Below are 22351 nucleotides of genomic sequence, written 5' to 3' on the forward strand. Positions count from 1 at the left end.
AAAAATTAGGCATGGCAACTTGGTTTAGTACAGGATTTTGGGCAACTGTAGCACGATTAATTTTAAGAAACAGAATTTTAATACTTGTTATTATAGCCGGTATAACTGTGTTTTTTGGCACACAATGGAAAAACATGCGTTTTACCTACACCGAAGCCAATTTGTTGCCAGACGATCATCCGGTTAATCAAGAATACAACAAGTTTTTAGATATTTTTGGCGAAGAAGGCAACCTAATTATTCTTGCGGTAAAAGACACCGCTATTTTTAGTGCACAAAACTTTAATGCCTGGAACAAATTAAGTAAACAGTTTAATGCCTTTCCGGAGGTTACCATTGTTGTATCTACAGATAATTTACAAGAATTAGTAAAAGATACCTCCAAACAAGAATTTGTACTTAAACCCTTTATAAAAACCGCTCCCCAAACTAATACTGATGTAGCTAAGTTAAAAGAGAAGCTTTTTAACCAACTTCCTTTTTACGAAAGCTTGCTATATAATAAAGAAACCCAAACACTCAGAACGGCTGTATATTTAGACAAAGAAATTGTAAATACTGCTGTTAGAAAAGACTTTGTTTTTAACGATTTAGTGCCCCTAATTGAACGCTTTGAAGCTGAAACCGGTATAGATGTTCATGTATCTGGAATGCCCTATGTTAGAACACTTAATGCACAAACAATTATAGATGAAATTGGCTTATTTGTTCTTGTTGCATTGCTGGTAACCTCATGTATTTTCTTCTTCTTTTTTAGGTCGTTTAGAGCCACTCTAATCTCTATGATGGTTGTGATTATAGGAGTAATGTGGGCGCTTGGTGTTTTAGGGTTATTAAAATACGAAATTACCGTTTTAACAGCCTTAATCCCTCCGTTAATTATTGTAATTGGCATACCTAACTGTATCTTTTTAATTAATAAATATCAACAAGAAGTAAAGAAGCACGGTAATCAAGCAAAATCATTACAGCGAGTAATTTCTAAAATTGGCAATGCTACTTTAATGACCAATGTTACCACTGCTGCCGGTTTTGCAACTTTTATTATTACAGAGAGTAAACTACTTAAAGAGTTTGGTATTGTTGCATCGCTCAACATTATCATGATTTTTATACTCTCTCTACTAATAATTCCAATAGTTTACAGCTTCATGGCTTTACCAAAATACAAACACCTAAAACACTTAAATAAAAAGTGGATTAGCAAGTTTGTTAAATGGATGGAAAATAGTGTTAGGCATCACAGAATAGCTGTTTATATTGTTTCTTTAATTGCTTTAATTGCTAGTATTATTGGTATTTACCAGATTAAAATCTCTGGAAGCCTAATAGAAGATATGCCAAAAAAAGCTGCATTTTTTAATGATATTAGGTTTTTTGAAGAAGAATTTAACGGCATTATGCCTTTAGAAATAATGGTAGATACCAAACGTAAGAACGGTGTAATGAAGCTTCCTACTTTAAGAAGGATGAATGAGCTTGAAATACTTATTGCCGAAATACCTGAGCTGGCAAAACCGCTATCTGTTGTAAGTTTGGTTAAATACTCTAAGCAAGCCTATTACAATGGCAATCCTAAATACTATCAACTTCCCACATCGCAAGAAAACAGCTTTATTTTATCGTATGCTAAAAAATCTTCAAATAATGTAAACTTGCTTCAAAGCTTTGTAGATTCTACAGGGCAAATTGCACGAATTACAACATTTATGAAAGATGTTGGTACTGATAGAATGGAGGCTATAGAAGACGATTTATATACTACTATTAAAAAAGTTTTCCCGGAAGATAGGTATGATGTTTCTATGACCGGTAAAGCACTTGTTTTTTTAAAAGGCACTAAATATTTAGTAAAAAACCTTGTGCTATCATTAACATTAGCAATTGGACTTATCTCTATTTTTATGGCCTATATGTTTAGGTCGTTCAGAATGATTGTTATATCGTTAATTCCCAACCTATTACCGCTCTTGGTAACAGCTGGTTTAATGGGCTTTGTTGGAGTTCCTATAAAACCATCTACTATTCTTGTTTTTAGTATTGCCTTTGGTATATCGGTAGATGACACCATTCACTTTTTGGCAAAATATCGTCAAGAGTTACAAGCAAATAACTGGAAAATAAGACGCTCTGTTTATGCTGCTTTAAAAGAAACAGGGGTTAGTATGTTTTACACCTCTATTGTGCTATTTTTTGGCTTTTCGGTATTTATTATATCAAGCTTTGGGGGTACCGTTGCACTTGGAGCATTAGTTTCTGCAACACTATTATTTGCAATGTTGGCTAACTTGTTACTTTTACCTGCATTACTACTTTCTTTAGAACGAAGCATTGCTAATAAAAAGGTGCTTAAAAAGCCGCATTTTAATATTTTAACAGAAGATAGTAGCGCTAAAAAATAATCTTGGGTAAAAGGGAAAAAGAAAAAAGTCTGCCGGAACATTACATTCCAAACAGACTTCGGTTCCCCCAAACCTACTTTTCTAAGTTTTCTATTTTATAAGAACACTTAAATTGATTAATAGCTGTACCAAATGTACAAAACATAAAAAAGCTAAAACAGGGGTTTTTTCCCCTTTCAATTTTTAAATCATTACACGCTGTAAAACACCCTATTTTATAGCAAAAAAACTATCTTTGCCACGCTATAATCAATGCAAAAAAATGAACACACATTCAGTTAAAAGTATATTAACAGATCAGGCTTTATTATTACAAGAAGTAGCTGTAAAAGGTTGGGTAAAAACATTTAGAAGCAACCGATTTATAGCTTTAAACGATGGATCTACAATACACAACATTCAATGTGTAGTAGATTTTGAGCAATTTGATGAAGCTTTTTTAAAAAAAATAAATACAGGAGCTGCCTTACATGTACAAGGAACATTGGTTGAAAGTCAAGGAAAAGGCCAGAAAGTAGAGATTCAAGTAAAAGAAATAGAAATTTTAGGTGAAGCAGACCCGGAGGTATATCCTATTCAGCCCAAAAAACATTCATTAGAGTTTTTAAGAGAGAAAGCGCATTTACGTGTTCGTACTAATACGTTTAGTGCAGTTATGCGTGTTCGTTCTGCACTGGCTTTTGCAGTTCATCAATATTTTCAGCAAAATGGTTTCTATTATGTAAACACTCCTATTATAACCGGTAGTGATGCTGAAGGAGCAGGAGAAATGTTTAGAGTTACAACTTTAGATGCCAAAAACCCTCCGCTAAATGATGACGGCTCTGTTAATTTTAAAGAAGATTTTTTTGGTAAAGAAACCAATCTAACTGTTTCCGGACAATTAGAAGCAGAAGCTTATGCTATGGGGCTTGGCAAAGTATATACATTCGGCCCAACCTTTAGAGCAGAAAATTCTAATACCTCAAGACATCTTGCAGAATTCTGGATGATAGAACCGGAGGTGGCCTTTTTAGATTTAGCCGGAAATATGGATTTGGCCGAAGATTTTATAAAATACGTTCTGCAATATATTTTAGATAATTGTAAAGATGATTTAACGTTTTTAGATAAACGTTTTGCAGACGAAGAGAAAACAAAACCTCAACAGCAACGAAGCGAAATGGGCTTGATTGAAAAAATACGCTTTGTTGTAGACAATAATTTTAAGCGTGTAAGCTATACAGAAGCTATAGAAATTTTAAAAAACAGTAAGCCAAACAAAAAGAAAAAGTTTCAGTATTTAATTAATGAATGGGGAGCCGATTTACAAAGTGAACACGAGCGTTATCTTGTTGAGAAGCACTTTAAATGTCCTGTAATTTTATTTGATTATCCAGCCAAAATTAAAGCGTTTTACATGCGCTTAAACGAAGACGGTAAAACGGTACGTGCAATGGATGTGTTATTCCCGGGGATTGGAGAGATTGTTGGGGGCTCTCAACGTGAAGAACGCCTAGATGTACTACAACAAAAAATCACAGACCTGGGTATTGATGAAAAAGAGCTTTGGTGGTATTTAGAGCTTAGAAAGTTTGGTACTGCTGTACATAGTGGCTTCGGATTAGGTTTTGAGCGTTTAGTACAATTTGCAACCGGAATGGGAAATATTAGAGATGTAATACCGTTCCCGAGAACACCACAAAATGCAGAATTTTAAAAAGTATAAGGCCTCTATTTAAGAGGCTTTTTTATTTTTTAGCTGCTTTATAAAGTATGATGGGTAAATTCCTGTTTTAGCATTAAATGCTTTAGAAAAAGATTCTGCACTACTAAACCCAATTTCTTGAGCTATAGCCTTTATAGAATACATTCTAAAAATCTCATCTTCTTTTAAACGTTCTACAGCATACTCTACTCGCAAATCATTTAAATACTGATTAAACTTTTTTTGCTTATAGGTATTAATTATTTTAGACAGATAAGAGGTATTAGTATCTAAATATTGTGCAACATCAGCTAAAGTCAAAGGCTCTAAAAACTTTTTGTCTTTTTCAAATTTATCCAGCTTACTAAGCACCTCTTTAACAACTTTATCCGGAATGGTGCTAATAGTTCTGGTAACTGTTGGTTGCTGTTTTGTGACTTTTGCTTCTTCCATTAAAACTTTAAAACGCTTTTTATATGTTTGTTGTTTCCATAAATTTATTACAAACAAAACAACAGCAATACCTAGTAAAGCAAGTAAAAAAAACTTTAGTTGTATGGCTTGCTCCCTATTGGTTTTAAGTCTTCCTATAATTTCTTCTTTTTCTTTTAAAAGCTTAGGTATTACATAGTTCTTGTTTATTTTATCTGATAGGTAATTGCTGTTGTTTTCTAAAATACTATCTAAGTGAATGTATTTATTAATGTACTTTAATTGGTTTTCTACATCGTTTTTTTGTTTGTAATGTTTAATTAAATATTGGTATCCGTCTAAAAGTTCATCAAAAGGATCTTTAGTGTTTTCAAAAATAGAATCTGCTTTTTGTATATATATAACTGCACTATCTATGGCTCCTAAAGCATCATGTGTTTTAGCTTTGTAGTAATAACTAACACCCAGGTTTCTACCTGTAAAAAAGGGTAGTGCCTTATTTAAGCTGTCTAATGCTTTGTTATATTGCTTTTCTAAATAAAAAGTTTTTCCCCAATGTTTTAAAAAGTCATGATAATACTCTTCGTTGTTATAATTAATGCTTGATGAATAGCCCTCTTTTAAATAGATTTTGGCAGAATCTACCTTGCCAATAGCTAAGTATAAAGCGGTTAAGTTTGATAGATTTAACAATTTGTCTGTGATTGCTTCTTCAGATTTAGTGTTTTCTAGTTTTAATGAAGCTAAGTTTGCCTTATAGGCTTTTATAGCTTCATTATAATTTCCTGTTTCATTATATAATGCTAATAACAAATCATTACACCAATCTATAATCTCTTTGTTGTTAATTTCTTTAGCTAAACTATCCGTAATTTTCAACAAATCAAAAGTCTTTTGATAGTCAGCTAATTGGTAATAAGTATATGCTTTTAAAGAATATCCTAACACCCATAGAGAATTTGGCTTTAAAGATTTAGAAAAAGCAATTAAACTGTCTGAATATTGTAAAGCTCTGTTATATCCTTCACGAGTTTGATTAGATATTAGCGTATGATTAACAATAGCTTTAAAAGCTTTAGAAATGCGTAAACTATCTTTTTCACTTTTAGCTTTTGCTAAATAAACCTTTAAATATATAATACCATCAACCCCACTATATAGTGCTTTTTTATAATCATCATGCAGCTCGCTATATGATTTAAAGATAAGTGAATCTGAATTTAAGTGTTTAATATTTTGGCCACTGGTTTTAGTATAAATAAGTAATAATAAAATACATAAAACCTTTACTATTTTAGCCATTTTACGCTCGTTATATTAGTTTATAAACCTACAACAAAATAGCTAAAAAAGACGTAAAAAATCAACTTTGTAACTTGTATAATTTAAAGCTGTTCGTTTATTTTTTTAATGAAATATGAAGGATAAACTCCAGTTTTTTTAAAGAAAGCTTTAGAAAAAGATTCTACATTGTTATAACCGGCTTCTTCTGCTATTGCTTTAACAGAATACAATCTAAATGTAGCGTCATTTTGCAATCTGTTTATTACGTAGGTTACTCTTAAATCATTAATATACTGAGAAAATGATTTCTCTTTATATGTGTTAATTATTTTAGAGAGGTACGAAGAATTTGTATTTAACATTTTAGCAAGAGTAGCTAAGGAGATTTTATTTAAATATTCTTTGTTCTGCTCAAATTTTTCTAAATCATTTAATATTGCATTAATTTTTTCTTCAGGAATATCCGGCAAAGCATTTTTGGTTATTTTATTTCTTTCTGTAATTTCCTTTTTACTCTGTTTAGCTAAAAATTCATTAAACCTTTTTTTATATAGTGTTTTCTTGTAATAGGTATATAAAGCTGCAATACTAAATAATAACAAAACAACAATTAAAATGTATTTTAATAGTACTGATTGTTGTTGTACTTTTAAAGATGCTATAATTTGCTCCTTTTCTTTTAGCATTTTAGGAATCTCGTAATCTTCTCGTATTTTTTTATCTAAAAACTGTTTGTTGCTATCTAATAAACTATCTAAATAAATATACTTATTAATGTATTTTAACTGTTCTTGCTTGTTGTTTTTGTTTTTGTAGTACGTTATTAGTTCTTTATATCCATCCAGTAATTCATTAAAAGGATCGTTTGATGCTTCAATTACAGAATCAGATTTTTTTAAATAATAAACCATGCTATCTGGCTGCTTAAGCTCTTTAAATATTTTGGCTTTATAGTAGTATAAAATACCTAAGGGTCTCCCTTCTAGTTTTGAAATAACTGAATTTATAATCTCTTCTGAAGCTCTAAAATTATTTTTTTTATATTCAGCCTGACCAACAATTGACATTAAATGGTAACAGGGGAAATGATTATTTAATTTAAAACAATCTTTAAGACCTTTTTTAGCATAATGCAGAGCAGAATCTGGTTGATTTAATGCAAGAAATGCATTTGAAACACTATGCAAACTATTATAGTATATATCTAAGCTTAGCCTAAGACTTTTTCCTTTTCTTAAATAAAAATCGAGGTTGCTCTTTGCTAGTTCTAAATATTTATCGTAAGCTTCTTGCTCTATGTAAAAACCTTCTAGCAATTCTAATAAATAATAATTAAGTTCTTCATTATAATATTGCTGTGTATATTTATATGCTTTCAAAGTATAGTCTAAAGATTTTTTATGATCCCTCAAATCATAATATATAATTCCTTTTTGTAAATAGGGTAAAGCCGGGTATATACTATCTTCAATCCCTTTAACATAATCTAAAATACTATCCGTATATTTTAATGCTAAATGATTATCTTTTTCCAGATAAACCAACTGTGAGTACGCATTTGCAACCCTGTAATTATTGTTTTCCCTTTTTCCTTTTACTAAATACGCCCTTGCATACAACGCTGCTTTTTCTATGTCTCCCTTACTTTCGTAAGAGTTAAACAAAGCATATATTTCTTCGTAAGATTTATTAATAATAGAATCGTGTGGGACAATCTTGGTAGAATTCTGAGAAAAAGTAAAATGTGTAAATATAATTAGCAGTACACTTACTACTGGTAGATGTTTTTTCATTTGTAAGTTAAGTCTTAATACAAACTTAGTGTTTTTTTTAAGCTATTGTCTAAATTCTTAAAAATACACCCCAAATTTATAAATATCGAGTGGTATACATTGCACAGTAAAACCCGTTCAGATACTTTAGCTGTTAACAAAATGTTAACCCCATGACTGTAATTCCGCTTACCATTGAATACGAATCGTATGAAAAATACCCAATTTGCATCTTAACTACACCTACTAAAAAGAGTCCGTTATTTTTCTTTATAGATCCTAAAACAGACGATTTATATTTTCAGTTAAATAATACCATTTTACCATTTGGTGTTCTTCCATGGGAATATATGGCGCCATTTTACAATTTATTACAACAAGATAATGAAGCCTATAATGCCTTAAAAAACCTGCCTAAAGAAGTTGCTGTAGAATATTATATAAAAGTTGCATATGGTAGATTACATTTAAAAAATAAAAACATTTTAAAACTACTCTAACACTCACTCCCTACTTATTTTTTAATATAGTTTTAGCTACTATTTATTTATTTTTGCTATATACTTGTAATAAAAGATAGTTGATGCTAAAACAGCAATTACAATTTAAGTTATCGCAGAAGCTTTCTCCTCAGCAAATTCAGTTAATGAAGCTCATACAGCTTCCAACACAAGCTTTTGAGCAACGCCTCAAGCAAGAGTTAGAAGAAAATCCGGCTTTAGAAAGTGGTAAAGAGGAAAAAGAAAACCTAGATGATGACCTATCTTCAGATTTTGATGAGTTTAACGATAACGAATCTATTGAAGCCGAAGATATTAATGTAGATGAATATTTAAGCGATGATGAGATTCCTGAATACAGAACACAAAGCAATAATTACAGTTCTGATGATGATGAAAAAACTATACCCTATGCAGCAGGTGTAACTTTTCATCAGCACTTACTTAATCAATTAAACACATTCAGACTCTCTGACACAGAAAGAGATATAGCCGAGTTTTTAGTTGGCAGTATAGATGAAAGCGGTTACATACGCAGAAGCATCCCTGATATTGTAGACGATTTGGCTTTTACGCAAAATGTATATGCTGACGAAGAACAGGTAAGAGACGTACTTTTAAATGTTATTCATGAGTTAGAACCGGCAGGCGTTGGTGCTAGAAATTTGCAAGAATGTTTACTTATTCAATTAGAGCGTAAAGAACAAACAGAAAACACCAAGTTGGCTATCGAAATTTTAGAACGATCGTTCGAGCAGTTTTCAAAAAAACATTACAAAAAACTGTTACAACGGCATAATATTACTGAAGAAGAATTAAGAGCTGCCGTTAACGAAATTGAACGTTTAAACCCTAAACCCGGAGGTTCTTATTCCGGTAGTAATAAAATTGTAGAGCATATTGTGCCTGACTTTACCATTAGGATAGTTGATGGTGAATTAGAGCTTTCTTTAAACGGGCGTAACGCTCCCGAGTTACACGTTTCTAAAGAATATAACAACATGCTTGAAGGCTATAAAGCTTCTAAAGAAAAAACTAAATCTCAAAAAGATGCCGTTTTATTTATAAAACAAAAATTAGATGCAGCCAAATGGTTTATAGAAGCCATTAAGCAACGTCAAGAAACTCTTTTGGTAACCATGAATGCTATAATGCAATATCAAAAAGACTATTTTTTAACAGGAGATGAGCGTAACCTTAAGCCCATGATTTTAAAAGATATTGCAGACAAAATTGGAATGGATGTGTCTACGGTTTCCAGAGTAGCCAACAGTAAATATGTAGACACTCCCTATGGTACTAAATTAATAAAAGACTTTTTCTCTGAAGCAATTAAAAATGAGCAAGGAGAAGATGTTTCTACAAAAGAAATCAAAAAAATACTTGAAACAGTTATTCAAGAAGAAGATAAAAAGAAGCCATTAACAGACGATAAACTTGCTCAAATTTTAAAAGAAAAAGGTTATCCTATTGCTCGTAGAACCGTTGCTAAATACAGAGAACAATTAGAGATTCCTGTAGCCAGATTACGAAAAGAAATTTAAACGTGAAACAACTCTCAAAACTTACATCATACCTGTTTCATCCTATTTTTATACCGCTAATAGGTACGCTTATTTATTTTTTTGTAAGCCCAAAATATTTGCCTGATGAAATTAGAGCCGGAATGTTATTTTCTATCCTTATACTCACAGTAGCTATTCCTATAATAACTTATTTGCTTTTAAAAAGTATGGGGTTGGTTTCAGATATTTTTATTAGTAATGTTAATCAAAGAAAAGTCCCTATTGGCGTTAATTTAATACTTATTTACATAGTGTTAAATCAAATAATTCCGGTTTCTTATACATTAGAGTTATATTACTTTTTTGTTGGGTTATTAGGAGCTTATTTGGCTAGCTTAATTTTAGCTTTCTTTAAAACTAAAATAAGTCTGCATATTTTAGGCCTCAGTAATATTTTAATGTTTTTAATAGGATTAAGCATTCATTTTGAGGTAAACATGACACTAATAATAGGAACTTTTGTGCTAATTTTAGGAAGTGTAGCATCAGCAAGATTATACTTAAAAGCACATAATACTACCGAGCTTTTGATTGCTTTTTTTATAGGAGCCACTTTGCAACTTGTAACCTTTACTTATTGGCTATAGTATGTAAAACTGTAGGCCCACTTTTATTGGATAAAAATTGATTGGCTCGTTCAAATTAGTTGCTGTATTATCTTTTACTAAAGAATTTAATCCAAAATAGGTGTAAAAATTCCAGGTACTATAGCCCACTGCTAATGTAATACCATACCTTAGGCGTTCTATATCATCATTAGTAAACGAAAAATCTTCACCATCGCCGGAATATTTAGATTGGTAAGCAAATAAATATCCTACTTTAAACCCTGTGTAAACACGCCAAAACTTAAAGGTTTGCGCTGTAGAAGTTCTCCATCTAATTTCTAGCGGAAATTCAACACCATGAGTTTCTATTTTATTTACACTAAAAGATGTCGTTCCATCTATTACACTATACTCTACACCGTTATTAATTGGCGTTGTTTTTAAATTATTATAGTATGAAGCTGTCACATATCCTACACCGAGACCCAAAGCCCAATTTCTTCTTTCATTAACAGGGATATCTTTTAAAAAACCAAGCTGTACTCCATATGATAGGCTATTTTGCGAGACATTACTCGGTCTGTTGGCTAAAATGTTATATGTAACACCTACATAAAACTGATCTTCTACATATTGTGTATCTGGTGTATATTGCATAACCAGTGAGTCTTGAGCTAGGCAAAAGCTTGATGTGGCAAAGAGTAATATTACAATACAAAGGCTTCTCATAACAGCAAATATAATTTAAAAAAATAAGCCCTTTGGAATAATCCAAAGGGCTTATTTTGTTTTAAAGAAATGCAATAAAAGTTAGCGCTGTTGTAAGTTTCTACTAGCATCACCCTCTCTGGTGGTGTAGTTAATTTTGAGCGCATTTACTTTTCTAAGTTCTTGTTTTATATCAGATATCAATCCCATGTTGGTATCATCATCAACTTTGAGAGCTGTTGTCAATACATTTTGTAATTCTTGACGCTTGCTTGCTCTTTCTGCTAAAACGTAAGCTGCAACATCAGAAACATCTGCAAACTTATCGTTAAGCTGAATTTTAGCTGCCGTACCATAGGTATCTTGATATCGCTCTGATGGTTTTCCTGCATAAATATAGATTACTCTATCCTTCTTATCTAATTTTTGTGTTTGGTCGGCAAAAGGAAGATCGTTCTCTACCATAAGAGAGCTATCTTTCATTACCGTTACCGTCATAAAGAAGAACAGGAGCATAAACACAATATCCGGTAATGATGCTGTGTTTACTGCAGGTATATCGCCATCTTTCTTTTTTGCGAATTTAGACATACTTATAATGTTGTTTATTGGTTAATTGCTTTTTGGTTCAGCTTCAGATAATTTTTGAGGGTACATTTTCTTAATACGCTCAATTTTCTCTTTCAGCTCGTCTTTTACCTCAGATGGAGTTTTAGGGTCATTGTATTCAGCCTCCATATCGGTAAAGTCTCTTCCAAAAAGACGTCTTGCTTCTCTATTACGCAAATGGTTATAGGCAGCAACCAACTCATTTTGTACAGCTATATAAGCGCTGTATTTGGTTTCACGGTCATTTTGCAGTGAGATGATAGCTTTGTCTGGGTTGTCTGAAGATGATGGATCTTTTTTACCCTTACAATAGCTACAAGCATCTTCACCGGTACCGCCACCATTATCTAGAAAATCTATTGCAATTTGTTTAAGCTCTTTCAGCTGCACCAACTGATCGTCGGCTAAAATCTGATTGTTCTTATTAATCATTACTTGCAATATATTTTTCTTTTTTATAATTACATCTGTATCTGGCGGTTCAAGAGGAGGTAGCTTACGGTCTAACCCAGAATCTGTTTCTATAGTAGTTGTTACTAAGAAAAAGATTAAGAGTAAGAACGCAATGTCTGCCATTGAACCGGCATTTACTTCCGGTGCTGATCTTCTCGCCATAATTATTTATTTGTTAGTTTTTTAACTCCAGACCATGCCATTGCTATAAGCGCTAGCACAACCAAGAAATAAAATGTATATAATCCGGTACCTACCCACTTAGAAGCAGACTCAGACGCTTGGTCTGTAGCAGTACCATCGGCTACAGCGTATGCTATACCAACAACTGCTAAAAATGCTACAATGGTTATGATTGCTTTTTTTAGCTTGTCTGGATGAGCTACTAAGTTTTTAATGGTAAAGAAAAGCGTTAAGATTGCAGCAATCCACACTAGCCCTTTACCCAAGTGCAACATATAATCTGTATAGGGTTCTTCAGAGCCTAGCAGTAAAATCCAGAGAACAATCCCTATGATTCCAACTGCAATTGCTAATATTCTAAATATATTCATGATCTTTTAAAGTCTTTGTGTTGGTTTATTTTTTACGATCTACTAATAAATCGATAAGTGAGATTGATGCATCTTCCATATCGTTTACTATACTATCTATTTTAGAGATAATGTAGTTGTAGAAAATTTGAAGAATAATCGCAACAATCAAACCAAACACTGTTGTTAATAACGCTACCTTAATATCTCCTGCAATAAGTGAAGCGTCTAATCCACCGGCTGCACTAATTTTATCGAATGCTTGAATCATACCAATTACCGTTCCCATGAATCCAAGCATCGGAGCGATAGCGATAAATAATGTAAGCCAAGAAACGTTTTTCTCTAATTGTCCCATTTGCACACCACCATATCCAACAACAGCTTTTTCTGCGTGGTCAACACCTTCGCTAGCTCTGTCTAAACCTTGGTAGAAAATAGAAGCTACAGGACCTCTTGTGTTACGGCAAACTTCTTTAGCTGCTTCTACTCCTCCAGAGTTAAGAGCCTCTTCTACGTTAGCCACTAATTTTTTTGTGTTTGTGGTAGCCATGTTTAAGAAAATAATTCTTTCTATAGCTACTGCTAAACCTAAAATTAAACATAATAACACGATACCCATAAATCCGGCACCACCTTCAATAAAACGATCTTTAAGTACTTGGTGGAAAGCTTTGCTTTCCTCGGCTGCTTCTTCTTGTAATGCTACAGCAGCATCTACAGAAGCAACAAACTCTGATACGTTTTCAGAAACAACAGGCATAGTGTCTTTTGCATTAACTGTTGCTACACTCAAAACAAACAATCCGGCAACGGCCAGGATAGAGAATAATCTTTTCATTTCTTTTAAACTTAAATTAGTTAGTTAATAGGGTTAAATATATAAAAATTTTACAACAAAAACGTTAAAACATCTTAGCAGAGAGGAAGGGATTCGAACCCTCGATACGGTTTTGCCGTATACACACTTTCCAGGCGTGCGCCTTAGACCACTCGGCCACCTCTCTGTTTGTCGAGTTTTAGGGTGGGGCAATTAACAAAATTTTTTTTATTACATCAAATTTTGCATGCTAATATTTACAGCATTTCGCCTCTTAACGAGGTTTCAAACATAGTTTTAAAGGTTTCTGTAGGAGTTTTTCTTCCTAAAAGGTACATTAACTTGGCAACTGCTGCTTCTGTGGTAATATCTTTTCCGCTAATTAAATTAAGCTCTTTTAAATGTGTGCTGGTTTCATACTGACCCATAATAACGCTTCCTCCGGAGCATTGCGTAACATTAATTATATGCAACCCTCTTTTAATAGCGTTATTTATTTCATTATAAAACCATGAATTTGTTGGAGCGTTACCAGACCCATAAGTTTCTAAAATTACTGCTTTGAGGTTTGGTGTTGTAAGTATTTGGTTTAAAACGGTTTGGTTTAACCCCGGAAACAGTTTAACAATTACAATATTACTATCTAACCCTTTATGTACTGCAAACGGTTTTTTGGGTTCGTTTTTCCAGAGGTGCTCGTAGTTTATTTTTAAGTGAACTCCCGATTCTGCCAATGGCGGATAATTTAGTGATGCAAATGCCTCAAAATGTTCTGCATTAATTTTAGTAGTCCTGTTTGCTCTATAAAGTTTATACTCAAAATACAAACATACTTCTTTTATAACCGGTTTTCCGTGCTCTTGTAAAGCTGCAATTTGTATGGCTGTAATTAAATTTTCTTTTGCATCGGTTCTTAAATCTCCAATAGGCAATTGAGAGCCTGTAAAAATTACCGGCTTGCTTAGGTTTTCTAACATAAAGCTCAAAGCAGAAGCCGTATAACTCATGGTATCGCTACCATGTAAAACCACAAAACCATCAAACAAATTATAGTGCTCTTCAATAACCGAAGCTATTTGAATCCAATAGTCAGGATTCATATTTGAAGAATCTATTGGCTCATTAAAAGACAACGTTTCTATTTTACAATCTAAATGTGAAAGCTCCGGAATACGTTTTAGCAACTTATTAAAGTTAAATGCTTTTAATGCACCAGAATTATAATCTTTTATCATCCCGATGGTTCCTCCGGTATATAATAAAAGTATTTTAGGTTTGTTGCTCATTATAATTTATGTTGATTTTTTACCGGATTGGCATACATTTTTAAAAAGTTTTCTAATGCTACGGTGTTGTTATCTTCTACTCTTTTTGCTATACGTCTTTTAAATTGCCTTAACTGCTTGAGCGTATATTTATCTTTAAAAGTGTTTGTTTTTGTGAGCATGTCGTACGCTATATAGTTAGTGGGCCATAATTTATACAACGAATGTATATGCTTATCTATAACATTTGCAACTAATTGCAACTGTTTATTTACTGTTTCGTTTTGTTCTTTTAAGGCTAAAATCTCATTGTTAAGTAGCGGCCCTACCGCAATATGCATTCGTTTTTTTTGCCCCATTACTCCTTTTAATATGGTATTAAAGTCTTCATTGTTACTTTTTTTATATTCAATATCGTAATGTTTTGCCATTAGTTCAGGCATTTTCAGCATATCGGTTGGGTCAAATTCATACGATATAGCTACAGGTACTATATTGAGTTCTGCCAAATATGTTAACACATCTTGCTTTCCAGATGCAAGACCAATCATTTTTAAAACTCCCTGCTGTGTTTTATCGTTACCATCTTTGGTTCTTCCTTCTCTTTGAGCAATCCAAACAGAACGGTTTTCTTCTTTTAAAAGATGCTTAATGTAGTTAGAAACTGTGATAGAGTTTTGCAGCATTTCTCTAGGGGCCACCCCTCTTTTTATTAAAAAATTTCTATTGAGTTTAGAGAGTGCCAATAAGAAAGGTTTTTTTACTAAGTTATCGCCAATAGCAGAGGCTGTCATTACCAAACCGTTCTCAAATAAAGCTACATTAAGCAAAGAGGTGTCTAAAATTATATCTCTGTGATTAGAAATAAACAAATAGGGTTTATTAGGCTCAAGATTATTAAATCCAGATGTAGTAAACCCATCAGAGCTTTTTTCGATTACATTTTTTACGGAATGATATATAATTTTTGTCTGAAAGTCTTTAATAGAATGGCACTCGTTTAAAATCTTTTTAATTTCAGAAAAGTTTTTTTCCGGAAACGTAAAATGCAACAATGCCTTTATCATTGGATGAGAACCATATGTTTTTAAAGCCTCAGAAACTTCGGCATCATGGTATGGTCTAATATCATCAAATAATTTTGGCATGGCTTTACTATGTTTCAAATGAACAAAATTTAATTTTAACTACCTGAGTATTCTACTTTAAATCCCAAAAACAGCTTTAGCGTTTTCGGTAGTTATGTTAGCAACCTCATCTAAAGATATGTTATAAATCTGGGCTACTTTTTGTGCTACCAATTTTAAATAAACAGGTTCGTTACGTTTTCCTCTGTATGGTGTAGGCGCTAAATAAGGGGCGTCTGTTTCTAAAACAATATGTTCTATTGGTATTTGATTTAAAAACGTATCAATTTTACCATTTTTAAAAGTTACAACCCCTCCAATTCCTAATTTCATATTAAATGATAAGGCTCTTTCTGCTTGCTCTAAATTACCGGTAAAACAATGAAAAATACCAAACAGCTCATCGTCTTTTTCGCCTTCAAGCACCTCAAAAATCTCATCAAATGCATCTCTACAATGTATAACAACAGGCAGCTTATGTTTTTTGGCTAATTGTATTTGGTAAACAAAAGCTTCTTGCTGCCAGGCAAGTGTGCTTTTATCCCAATATAAATCTATTCCGGTTTCTCCTATTGCATAATATTTATGCTTTTTTAGCTGCTCTTCTACATGCAATAGCTCTGTTTTAAAATTTTCTTTAACATGCGTTGGATGCAGTCCTGCCATTAAATATACGTTGTCCGGATAGCGCTCTTGCAGCTGTAGCATGCTGTTAGTATAAGAGGCGTCTATAGCCGGAATAAAAAAACGAGTAATATTTTCTTTGATAGCCTCTTTTATAACCTTGTCTCTATCGTCATTAAAGGCTTCTGTATATAAGTGCGTGTGTGTATCGGTTAAAATCATGTTGCAAAAATAGGCAATGGTTATATTTGCTAAAAATAGCTTTTGCACTATTGTATATGAAAACATTAAAAACTTTTTTAAAAGAGAAAGGATATGTTAGAATTCCGTTGCGTTACACAACAACAAATCATTTTGAAATTAAGGCTTCTTTAAATGGTGTTGCCGGGCGTTTTATTGTAGATACAGGTGCTTCTAGCACTTGTGTAGATTTTAATTCGGCAACTTTATTTAACCTTATTACAGAAGAATCAGATATAAAGGCTGCCGGTGCCGGCGCTACAGATATGACTACTTTGTTAGCAAAAAAGAATACTTTATCTATTGGTAAATGGGAAAAGAAAAAGCTTAAAATTGTTTTATTTGATTTAACTCATGTAAACACTGCACTAACACAGCATGATGCAGAACCGGTTGACGGTATTATTGGTGCCGATGTTTTAAAAAAAGGGAAAGCAATTATAGATTATGCTAACAAAAGTTTATACTTAAAAACAAAAGGTAAAAAACAAAAAAGCGAGGATTAATCCTCGCTCTTTGCTTAAAAAATACAATGTTTATTAAAGCTCTAAAGCTTTCTCAATATTATTGTCCATTAACAATTCAACCGGATTTTCTATTGCTTCTTTTATAGCAACTAAAAAACCTACGCTCTCACGACCATCAATTATTCTATGATCATAAGATAACGCCACATACATTATTGGTCTGATTTCTACTTTCCCGTTTACAGCAACCGGGCGCTCAACAATATTATGCATTCCTAAAATACCGCTCTGAGGAGGGTTAATAATTGGTGTAGATAGCATACTACCAAACACCCCTCCGTTAGAAATGGTAAAAGTACCCCCGGTCATCTCATCAACGGTAATTTGCCCATCTCTTGCTCTGGTAGCCAACCGTTTTACCTCTGCTTCTACTCCTCTAAATGTTAAGTTTTCAGCATTTCTAATTACAGGCACCATAAGTCCTTTCGGACCAGAAACGGCAATACTAATATCGTAAAAATCATAAGTTACCATTTCTTTACCATCTATCATAGAGTTTACAGCAGGGAAAAGCTTTAATGCTCTTACAGTTGCAAGCGTAAAGAAACTCATAAACCCAAGGCTTACTCCATGCTTAGCTTTAAAGGCTTCTTTGTATTTGCTTCTGATTTCAAAAACAGCCGACATGTCTACTTCATTAAATGTAGTAAGCATAGCTGTCTCATTTTTAGCCGCAACTAAACGCTCTGCTACTTTTCTTCTAAGCATAGAAAGCTTAGTACGCGTTTGAGATCTGCTGCCTCCGGTAGGAGTCCCCATGCTTGGTACAGCCTTAAGAGCATCTTCTTTAGTAACCCTACCATCTTTACCGGTACCTTTAACTTCTGAAGCTGAAATTCCTTTTTCTGCTAATATTTTTTTAGCAGCCGGAGAAGCTGTTCCTGTTGCATAAGTAGTTTTAGTTTCTTCTTTTGCAGGCTCAGCTTTAGGCGTTTCTTTTTTCTCTTCTTTCGGCGTATCATCTTTCTTTTCAGATGATTCTCCTTCTGGTTTTGCAGCACTAGTATCTATTAAGCATACCACATCACCAACAGCAACCGCATCGCCTTCTTCTGCTTTTAGTGTAATGATTCCGCTCGCTTCTGCAGGAAGTTCTAAGGTAGCTTTATCTGAATCTACCTCGGCAATTGCCTGGTCTTTTTCTACATAATCACCATCTTCTACCAACCACTGGGCTATTTCTACTTCGGTTATAGATTCTCCCGGTGAGGGAACTTTCATTTCTAAAATCATTATTCTATAATTTTATTTTGTTCTTGGTTATTTTCTTCTTTGATTATTTTTTGTTTTATCAAACACATAATCTATTACTTCCTGATGTCTACGTTTAGATCGTGTAGCACTTCCGGCAGCCGGTGCTGCATACGGTCTTCTGGTAGCCGCTCTAAACGAACGTGCTTCTTCTAAATGCATTAACATATGGCTATACGCCCCCATGTTTCTGGGCTCTTCTTGCGCCCAAACTACATCATCTACATGGGCATACTTTTTAAGTATTTCTCTGATTTGATTTACAGGAAGTGGGAACAATTGCTCTATTCTTACTAAAGCTACATCTTCTCTATTTAATTTTTCTCTTTCTTCTAGCAAATCATAATAAAACTTACCGGTTACAAACACTAGGGTTTTTACTTTTTTAGGGGTTACGGTAGCATCGTCTATAACCATTTGAAAACTTCCGTTTGCAAACTCATCTACCGTAGATACTACTCTTGGATGACGCAGTAAACTTTTTGGCGTGAACACTATAAGAGGTTTTCTAAATTTAGCTTTCATTTGCCTGCGTAACAAATGAAACATGTTTGCCGGAGTGGTACAATCTGCCACATACATATTGTCTTTAGCGCAAAGCTGTAAGTAACGTTCCATTCTTGCCGATGAGTGCTCTGCTCCTTGCCCCTCGTAACCATGTGGCAGTAACATTACTAACCCGTTTTGTACTTTCCATTTATCTTCGGCAGACGATATGTACTGATCTATCATGATTTGAGCACCGTTACTGAAATCTCCAAACTGTGCCTCCCAAATGGTAAGTGTTTTTGGGCTTGCCATGGCATAACCATAATCAAAACCTACCACTCCGTATTCTGATAATAATGAGTTGTATATATAAAACTTACCTTGGTTTTCACTTATGTTGTTGTGCAAGATAATTTCTTCTTCGCTGTCTTCTACTTTTATTACAGCATGACGATGAGAGAAGGTGCCTCTTTCTACATCTTGCCCAGATATTCTAACATCAAAGCCTTCTTCTAGCAAAGTACCATATGCTAAGTGCTCTGCCATAGACCAATCGAGCTTATTGTCATCAAACATTTTTTGCCTAGACTCAATTAATCGCTCTATTTTTCTGATAAATTTTTTGTCCTCAGGCAACGTAGATAGCACTTTGGTAATTTTAGCAAGTGTTTCTTTTGAGCATGTGGTATCTATTGGCTCCATCATTTTTTCTTCGGTAACATACTCAAAATCTTCCCACTCGTCTTGCATAAACGGAGTGATTACCGTTTTTGAAGTTTTTCTGGAATCTTCAAATTCTTCTTCTAAAGTTGCTCTGTAGTTTGCTTCGAGCTCTTTTAAGTATTCTTTATTAATTACGCTTTCTTGTAGTAACTTTTCTGCGTAAATATCTCTTGGGTTTTTATGTTTTGCAATTGCTTTGTACAGTTTAGGTTGTGTAAAGCGAGGCTCATCTCCTTCATTATGACCGTACTTTCTGTAACCAAGTAAATCTATAAACACATCGCGTTTAAACTGCATTCTAAAATCTAAAGCAAATAATACTGCATGTACAACCGCTTCTACATCATCTGCATTAACATGTAAAACGGGAGATAATGTTACTTTAGCTACATCGGTACAATAGGTGCTGGAACGGCCATCCAGATAATTGGTTGTAAAACCAACTTGGTTATTTACTACTATATGAATAGTACCATTGGTTTTATAACCATCTAAACCAGCCATTTGAACCACTTCGTAAACTATACCTTGCCCGGCTATCGCAGCATCGCCATGTACAATAATTGGTAATACTTGCGATGCGTTGTCAGGATATTTATCGTCTTGTTTTGCACGTGCAATACCTTCTACAACTGCTCCAACTGTTTCTAAGTGTGAAGGATTTGGCGCAATATTTAAATTTATAAGTTTCCCGGAGTCTGTTTTTCGGTTGCTGGTCCAACCTAAATGGTATTTAACATCACCATCAAAAACTTCTTGTTCGTAGTCTTTCCCTTCAAATTCACTAAATATATCTTTAGCCGATTTACCAAATATATTGGTTAATGTATTTAGCCTTCCACGGTGTGCCATTCCCATTACAAACTCTTTAACACCATAATCTGCTGCTTTTTCTATTACAGCATCTAATGCCGGAATAAGTGACTCTCCTCCTTCTAAAGAAAATCTTTTCTGACCAACATATTTGGTGTGTAAAAAGTTTTCAAAAACCACCGCTTCATTTAGCTTCTTTAAAATATGTAGTTTTTGCGCTTTGGTAAAGTTCGGGTGGTTATCGTTTATGTTTAATTTTTTCTGAATCCAATCTATTTCTTCAGGCTGCCTTATGTACATGTATTCTATACCAATGGCATCACAATAAATTGCTTCAAGATGTCTAATAATTTCTCTTAGCGTTTGCGCGCCAATGCCTAAAGTTTCGCCTGCATTAAAAACAGTGTCTAAATCTTCTTCGGTTAATCCGAAGTTTTTAATGTCTAACGTTGGGGTATATTTTCTACGCTCTCTAACCGGATTTGTTTTTGTAAACAAATGTCCGCGAGTTCTGTAACTATTTATAAGTTGTACAACCTGAAATTCTTTTTGTACATGCTCCGGAATTTGCGTAGAAACTCCTTCAACAATTTCTCCATCTAACCCGTAGTTTTCCGACCCAAAATCGTACCCCTGAAAAAAAGCACGCCAGCTGGGTTCTACACTATCCGGATTTTGCAAATATTGTTCGTATAGTTCAGCAAAATATGCTGTATGAGCAGCATTTAAAAAGGAATATTTATCCATGGTTTATGTCTGTCTCTTTCGTTTTGACAAAATTTGTTCAAAAATACAACATTTCGTATTTATGACTCACAAATTCTACAAGGAATTAAAATGTTTTTAACAATTAAAAAAAGTTGAAGTAGAAGTTAATAAACAGTTAGCTGCTATATGCTTAAAAAAATCGAGTTAGTCGGGTAGGTATGCCTCTCCATTTTTTACCTTTTCTGCTAAATCTAAAATGGTTTTTGTTTTTAAATTTTCCAGTAGCTTTTCTTTAGATTCTACAATTAAATTATGTATCGGACAAGGTTTGTTTTTGTTACATTCTTCTAAACTTAGTGCACATTCATAAACTTTCTGATGGCCTTCTATAGCACTTATAATTTGCATTAAGGGTTGATTTTTGTTCTCATCGCTTAAATAAAATCCTCCTTTAGGACCTCTTACCGACGAGATTATGTTTTGCCGTGAAAGCTCTTGTAAAATTTTAGCCATATACGGCTGGGGAACATTTATATATTTTGCTATTTCTTTTACGGCTACTTTCCTTTTTTCTGTAGTGTGTAAAGCCAAAAAAAGAACTGCTTTTATAGCGTATTTAGAAGTTTTAGAAAACATTAATCTGCTGCAGTTTTTGAGTTAACAAATATAAAAAAGACTTTTTTGTCTTAAATATGATATTTGTCATATTTTAAACGAGTTACAGGTAATAGTTTTGTTTCTGAATAAAATCAAATACTATGAAACCAACTGTAACATTTATCACCGCATTATGTTTAGCCTTTTTAATGATAGGTTGCGGAGGAAAAGAAGAAAAAGCAGAGAAAAAAGGATTCACCTACGAACGTAAAGCCACTACTACAAAAAAAGTAGAGAAAAAAGTTGAAGACAAAATTCCGGCCTCTAAAAGAGTTGATTTGTCTACTAAAGGCGTTGGACCCATTAAAAACCTAACGCTCCCAGAAACTATTGATAATAATTTAGCGGCAAAAGGAGAAGAAGTGTTTAAAAAACTTTGTGCAGCATGCCACAGACCAGACAAAAAGTTTATTGGTCCGGCTCCTAAAGGAATACTAGAAAGAAGATCTCCGGAATGGGTTATGAATATGATTTTAAATCCGGAAGAGATGGTTCAAAAAGATCCTTTAGCAAAAGAGCTTTTAATAGAATTTAATGGTTCTCCCATGGCTAACCAAAATCTTACCGAAGACGAGGCCAGAGCAGTATTAGAATACTTTAGAACCTTAAAATAA

General features: G+C 33.5%; 20 protein-coding genes and 1 tRNA gene. 7 read left to right on the forward strand and 14 right to left on the reverse strand.

Annotation, left to right across the window (positions count from 1 at the left end):
- Positions 1 to 11 precede the first annotated feature (11 nt).
- Together ACZ5CF_RS01325 and asnS are read left to right on the forward strand one after the other, a co-directional pair.
- Complete coding sequence (locus tag ACZ5CF_RS01325; protein WP_464579863.1) at positions 12 to 2402, forward strand: efflux RND transporter permease subunit; 2391 nt, start codon at positions 12 to 14, stop codon at positions 2400 to 2402.
- 262 nt (positions 2403 to 2664) lie between these two features.
- A complete protein-coding gene (asnS, locus tag ACZ5CF_RS01330) occupies positions 2665 to 4101 on the forward strand; it encodes an asparagine--tRNA ligase (protein WP_464579864.1) in 1437 nt (478 codons plus the stop codon).
- 18 nt (positions 4102 to 4119) lie between these two features.
- On the opposite strand, the gene ACZ5CF_RS01335 is transcribed toward asnS, so the two are convergent.
- Together ACZ5CF_RS01335 and ACZ5CF_RS01340 are read right to left on the reverse strand one after the other, a co-directional pair.
- Positions 4120 to 5823 (reverse strand): helix-turn-helix domain-containing protein, encoded by a 1704-nt coding sequence (locus ACZ5CF_RS01335; protein ID WP_464579866.1) that lies wholly within the window; start codon positions 5821 to 5823, stop codon positions 4120 to 4122.
- Between the two features lie 83 nt (positions 5824 to 5906).
- Positions 5907 to 7598, reverse strand: a complete 1692-nt coding sequence (locus tag ACZ5CF_RS01340) for a helix-turn-helix domain-containing protein (RefSeq protein ID WP_464579867.1) — start codon at positions 7596 to 7598, stop codon at positions 5907 to 5909.
- A 152-nt stretch (positions 7599 to 7750) separates the two neighbouring features.
- On the opposite strand from ACZ5CF_RS01340, the gene ACZ5CF_RS01345 reads away from it, so the two are divergent.
- The 3 genes from ACZ5CF_RS01345 to ACZ5CF_RS01355 all read left to right on the forward strand — a co-directional run bounded on the left by ACZ5CF_RS01345 (position 7751) and on the right by ACZ5CF_RS01355 (position 10229).
- On the forward strand, positions 7751 to 8077 hold the full coding sequence (locus ACZ5CF_RS01345) for a hypothetical protein (RefSeq protein ID WP_464579868.1): 327 nt from the start codon (positions 7751 to 7753) through the stop codon (positions 8075 to 8077).
- Positions 8078 to 8160: 83 nt separating this feature from the next.
- Positions 8161 to 9621 carry an RNA polymerase factor sigma-54 gene (gene rpoN / locus ACZ5CF_RS01350; RefSeq protein WP_464579869.1) on the forward strand — a complete coding sequence of 487 codons (1461 nt, stop codon included), beginning with the start codon at positions 8161 to 8163 and terminating at the stop codon, positions 9619 to 9621.
- A 2-nt stretch (positions 9622 to 9623) separates the two neighbouring features.
- The gene (locus ACZ5CF_RS01355; RefSeq protein WP_464579870.1) at positions 9624 to 10229 is read left to right on the forward strand and encodes a hypothetical protein; all 606 of its coding nucleotides are present in this window, start codon (positions 9624 to 9626) and stop codon (positions 10227 to 10229) included.
- Here the strand turns inward: ACZ5CF_RS01355 and ACZ5CF_RS01360 are convergent.
- The 9 genes from ACZ5CF_RS01360 to ACZ5CF_RS01400 form a co-directional block, all read right to left on the reverse strand.
- On the reverse strand, positions 10224 to 10919 hold the full coding sequence (locus tag ACZ5CF_RS01360) for a porin family protein (protein ID WP_464579871.1): 696 nt from the start codon (positions 10917 to 10919) through the stop codon (positions 10224 to 10226). The two genes, ACZ5CF_RS01355 and ACZ5CF_RS01360, sit on opposite strands and share 6 nt — an antisense overlap.
- A gap of 81 nt (positions 10920 to 11000) precedes the next feature.
- Positions 11001 to 11489: an ExbD/TolR family protein gene (locus ACZ5CF_RS01365; RefSeq protein WP_464579872.1), complete on the reverse strand. Its 489-nt coding sequence runs from the start codon at positions 11487 to 11489 to the stop codon at positions 11001 to 11003.
- Between the two features lie 21 nt (positions 11490 to 11510).
- Positions 11511 to 12122 carry an ExbD/TolR family protein gene (locus tag ACZ5CF_RS01370; protein WP_464579874.1) on the reverse strand — a complete coding sequence of 204 codons (612 nt, stop codon included), beginning with the start codon at positions 12120 to 12122 and terminating at the stop codon, positions 11511 to 11513.
- A 2-nt stretch (positions 12123 to 12124) separates the two neighbouring features.
- Positions 12125 to 12514 (reverse strand): hypothetical protein, encoded by a 390-nt coding sequence (locus ACZ5CF_RS01375; RefSeq protein ID WP_464579875.1) that lies wholly within the window; start codon positions 12512 to 12514, stop codon positions 12125 to 12127.
- A gap of 25 nt (positions 12515 to 12539) precedes the next feature.
- Complete coding sequence (locus tag ACZ5CF_RS01380; protein ID WP_464579876.1) at positions 12540 to 13334, reverse strand: MotA/TolQ/ExbB proton channel family protein; 795 nt, start codon at positions 13332 to 13334, stop codon at positions 12540 to 12542.
- 78 nt (positions 13335 to 13412) lie between these two features.
- A tRNA-Ser gene (locus ACZ5CF_RS01385) sits at positions 13413 to 13500 on the reverse strand.
- Positions 13501 to 13570: 70 nt separating this feature from the next.
- Complete coding sequence (locus ACZ5CF_RS01390) at positions 13571 to 14599, reverse strand: asparaginase (RefSeq protein WP_464579877.1); 1029 nt, start codon at positions 14597 to 14599, stop codon at positions 13571 to 13573.
- The gene (locus tag ACZ5CF_RS01395) at positions 14599 to 15726 is read right to left on the reverse strand and encodes a 1-acyl-sn-glycerol-3-phosphate acyltransferase (RefSeq protein ID WP_464579879.1); all 1128 of its coding nucleotides are present in this window, start codon (positions 15724 to 15726) and stop codon (positions 14599 to 14601) included. Before ACZ5CF_RS01395 ends, ACZ5CF_RS01390 begins: the two co-directional genes overlap by 1 nt.
- Before the next feature lie 57 nt (positions 15727 to 15783).
- Positions 15784 to 16551, reverse strand: coding sequence for a TatD family hydrolase (locus tag ACZ5CF_RS01400; protein ID WP_464580859.1), 768 nt, complete (start codon positions 16549 to 16551; stop codon positions 15784 to 15786).
- Positions 16552 to 16607: 56 nt separating this feature from the next.
- Between ACZ5CF_RS01400 and ACZ5CF_RS01405 the strand changes: the two genes are divergently transcribed.
- Entirely contained in the window at positions 16608 to 17075 is a 468-nt protein-coding gene (locus ACZ5CF_RS01405) for a retropepsin-like aspartic protease (protein ID WP_464579880.1), read from the forward strand.
- 33 nt (positions 17076 to 17108) lie between these two features.
- Here ACZ5CF_RS01405 and odhB read toward each other — a convergent pair whose 3' ends face one another.
- From odhB to ACZ5CF_RS01420, 3 genes are all read right to left on the reverse strand, one after another.
- Complete coding sequence (odhB, locus tag ACZ5CF_RS01410; protein ID WP_464579881.1) at positions 17109 to 18329, reverse strand: 2-oxoglutarate dehydrogenase complex dihydrolipoyllysine-residue succinyltransferase; 1221 nt, start codon at positions 18327 to 18329, stop codon at positions 17109 to 17111.
- Between the two features lie 27 nt (positions 18330 to 18356).
- On the reverse strand, positions 18357 to 21119 hold the full coding sequence (locus ACZ5CF_RS01415; protein WP_464579882.1) for a 2-oxoglutarate dehydrogenase E1 component: 2763 nt from the start codon (positions 21117 to 21119) through the stop codon (positions 18357 to 18359).
- A 165-nt stretch (positions 21120 to 21284) separates the two neighbouring features.
- Positions 21285 to 21716 (reverse strand): RrF2 family transcriptional regulator, encoded by a 432-nt coding sequence (locus ACZ5CF_RS01420; protein ID WP_464579883.1) that lies wholly within the window; start codon positions 21714 to 21716, stop codon positions 21285 to 21287.
- Between the two features lie 122 nt (positions 21717 to 21838).
- Here ACZ5CF_RS01420 and ACZ5CF_RS01425 point away from each other — a divergent pair, with 122 nt between their 5' ends.
- Positions 21839 to 22351, forward strand: a complete 513-nt coding sequence (locus tag ACZ5CF_RS01425; RefSeq protein WP_464579885.1) for a c-type cytochrome — start codon at positions 21839 to 21841, stop codon at positions 22349 to 22351.

The sequence above is a fragment of the Lutaonella thermophila genome, from assembly GCF_055387725.1.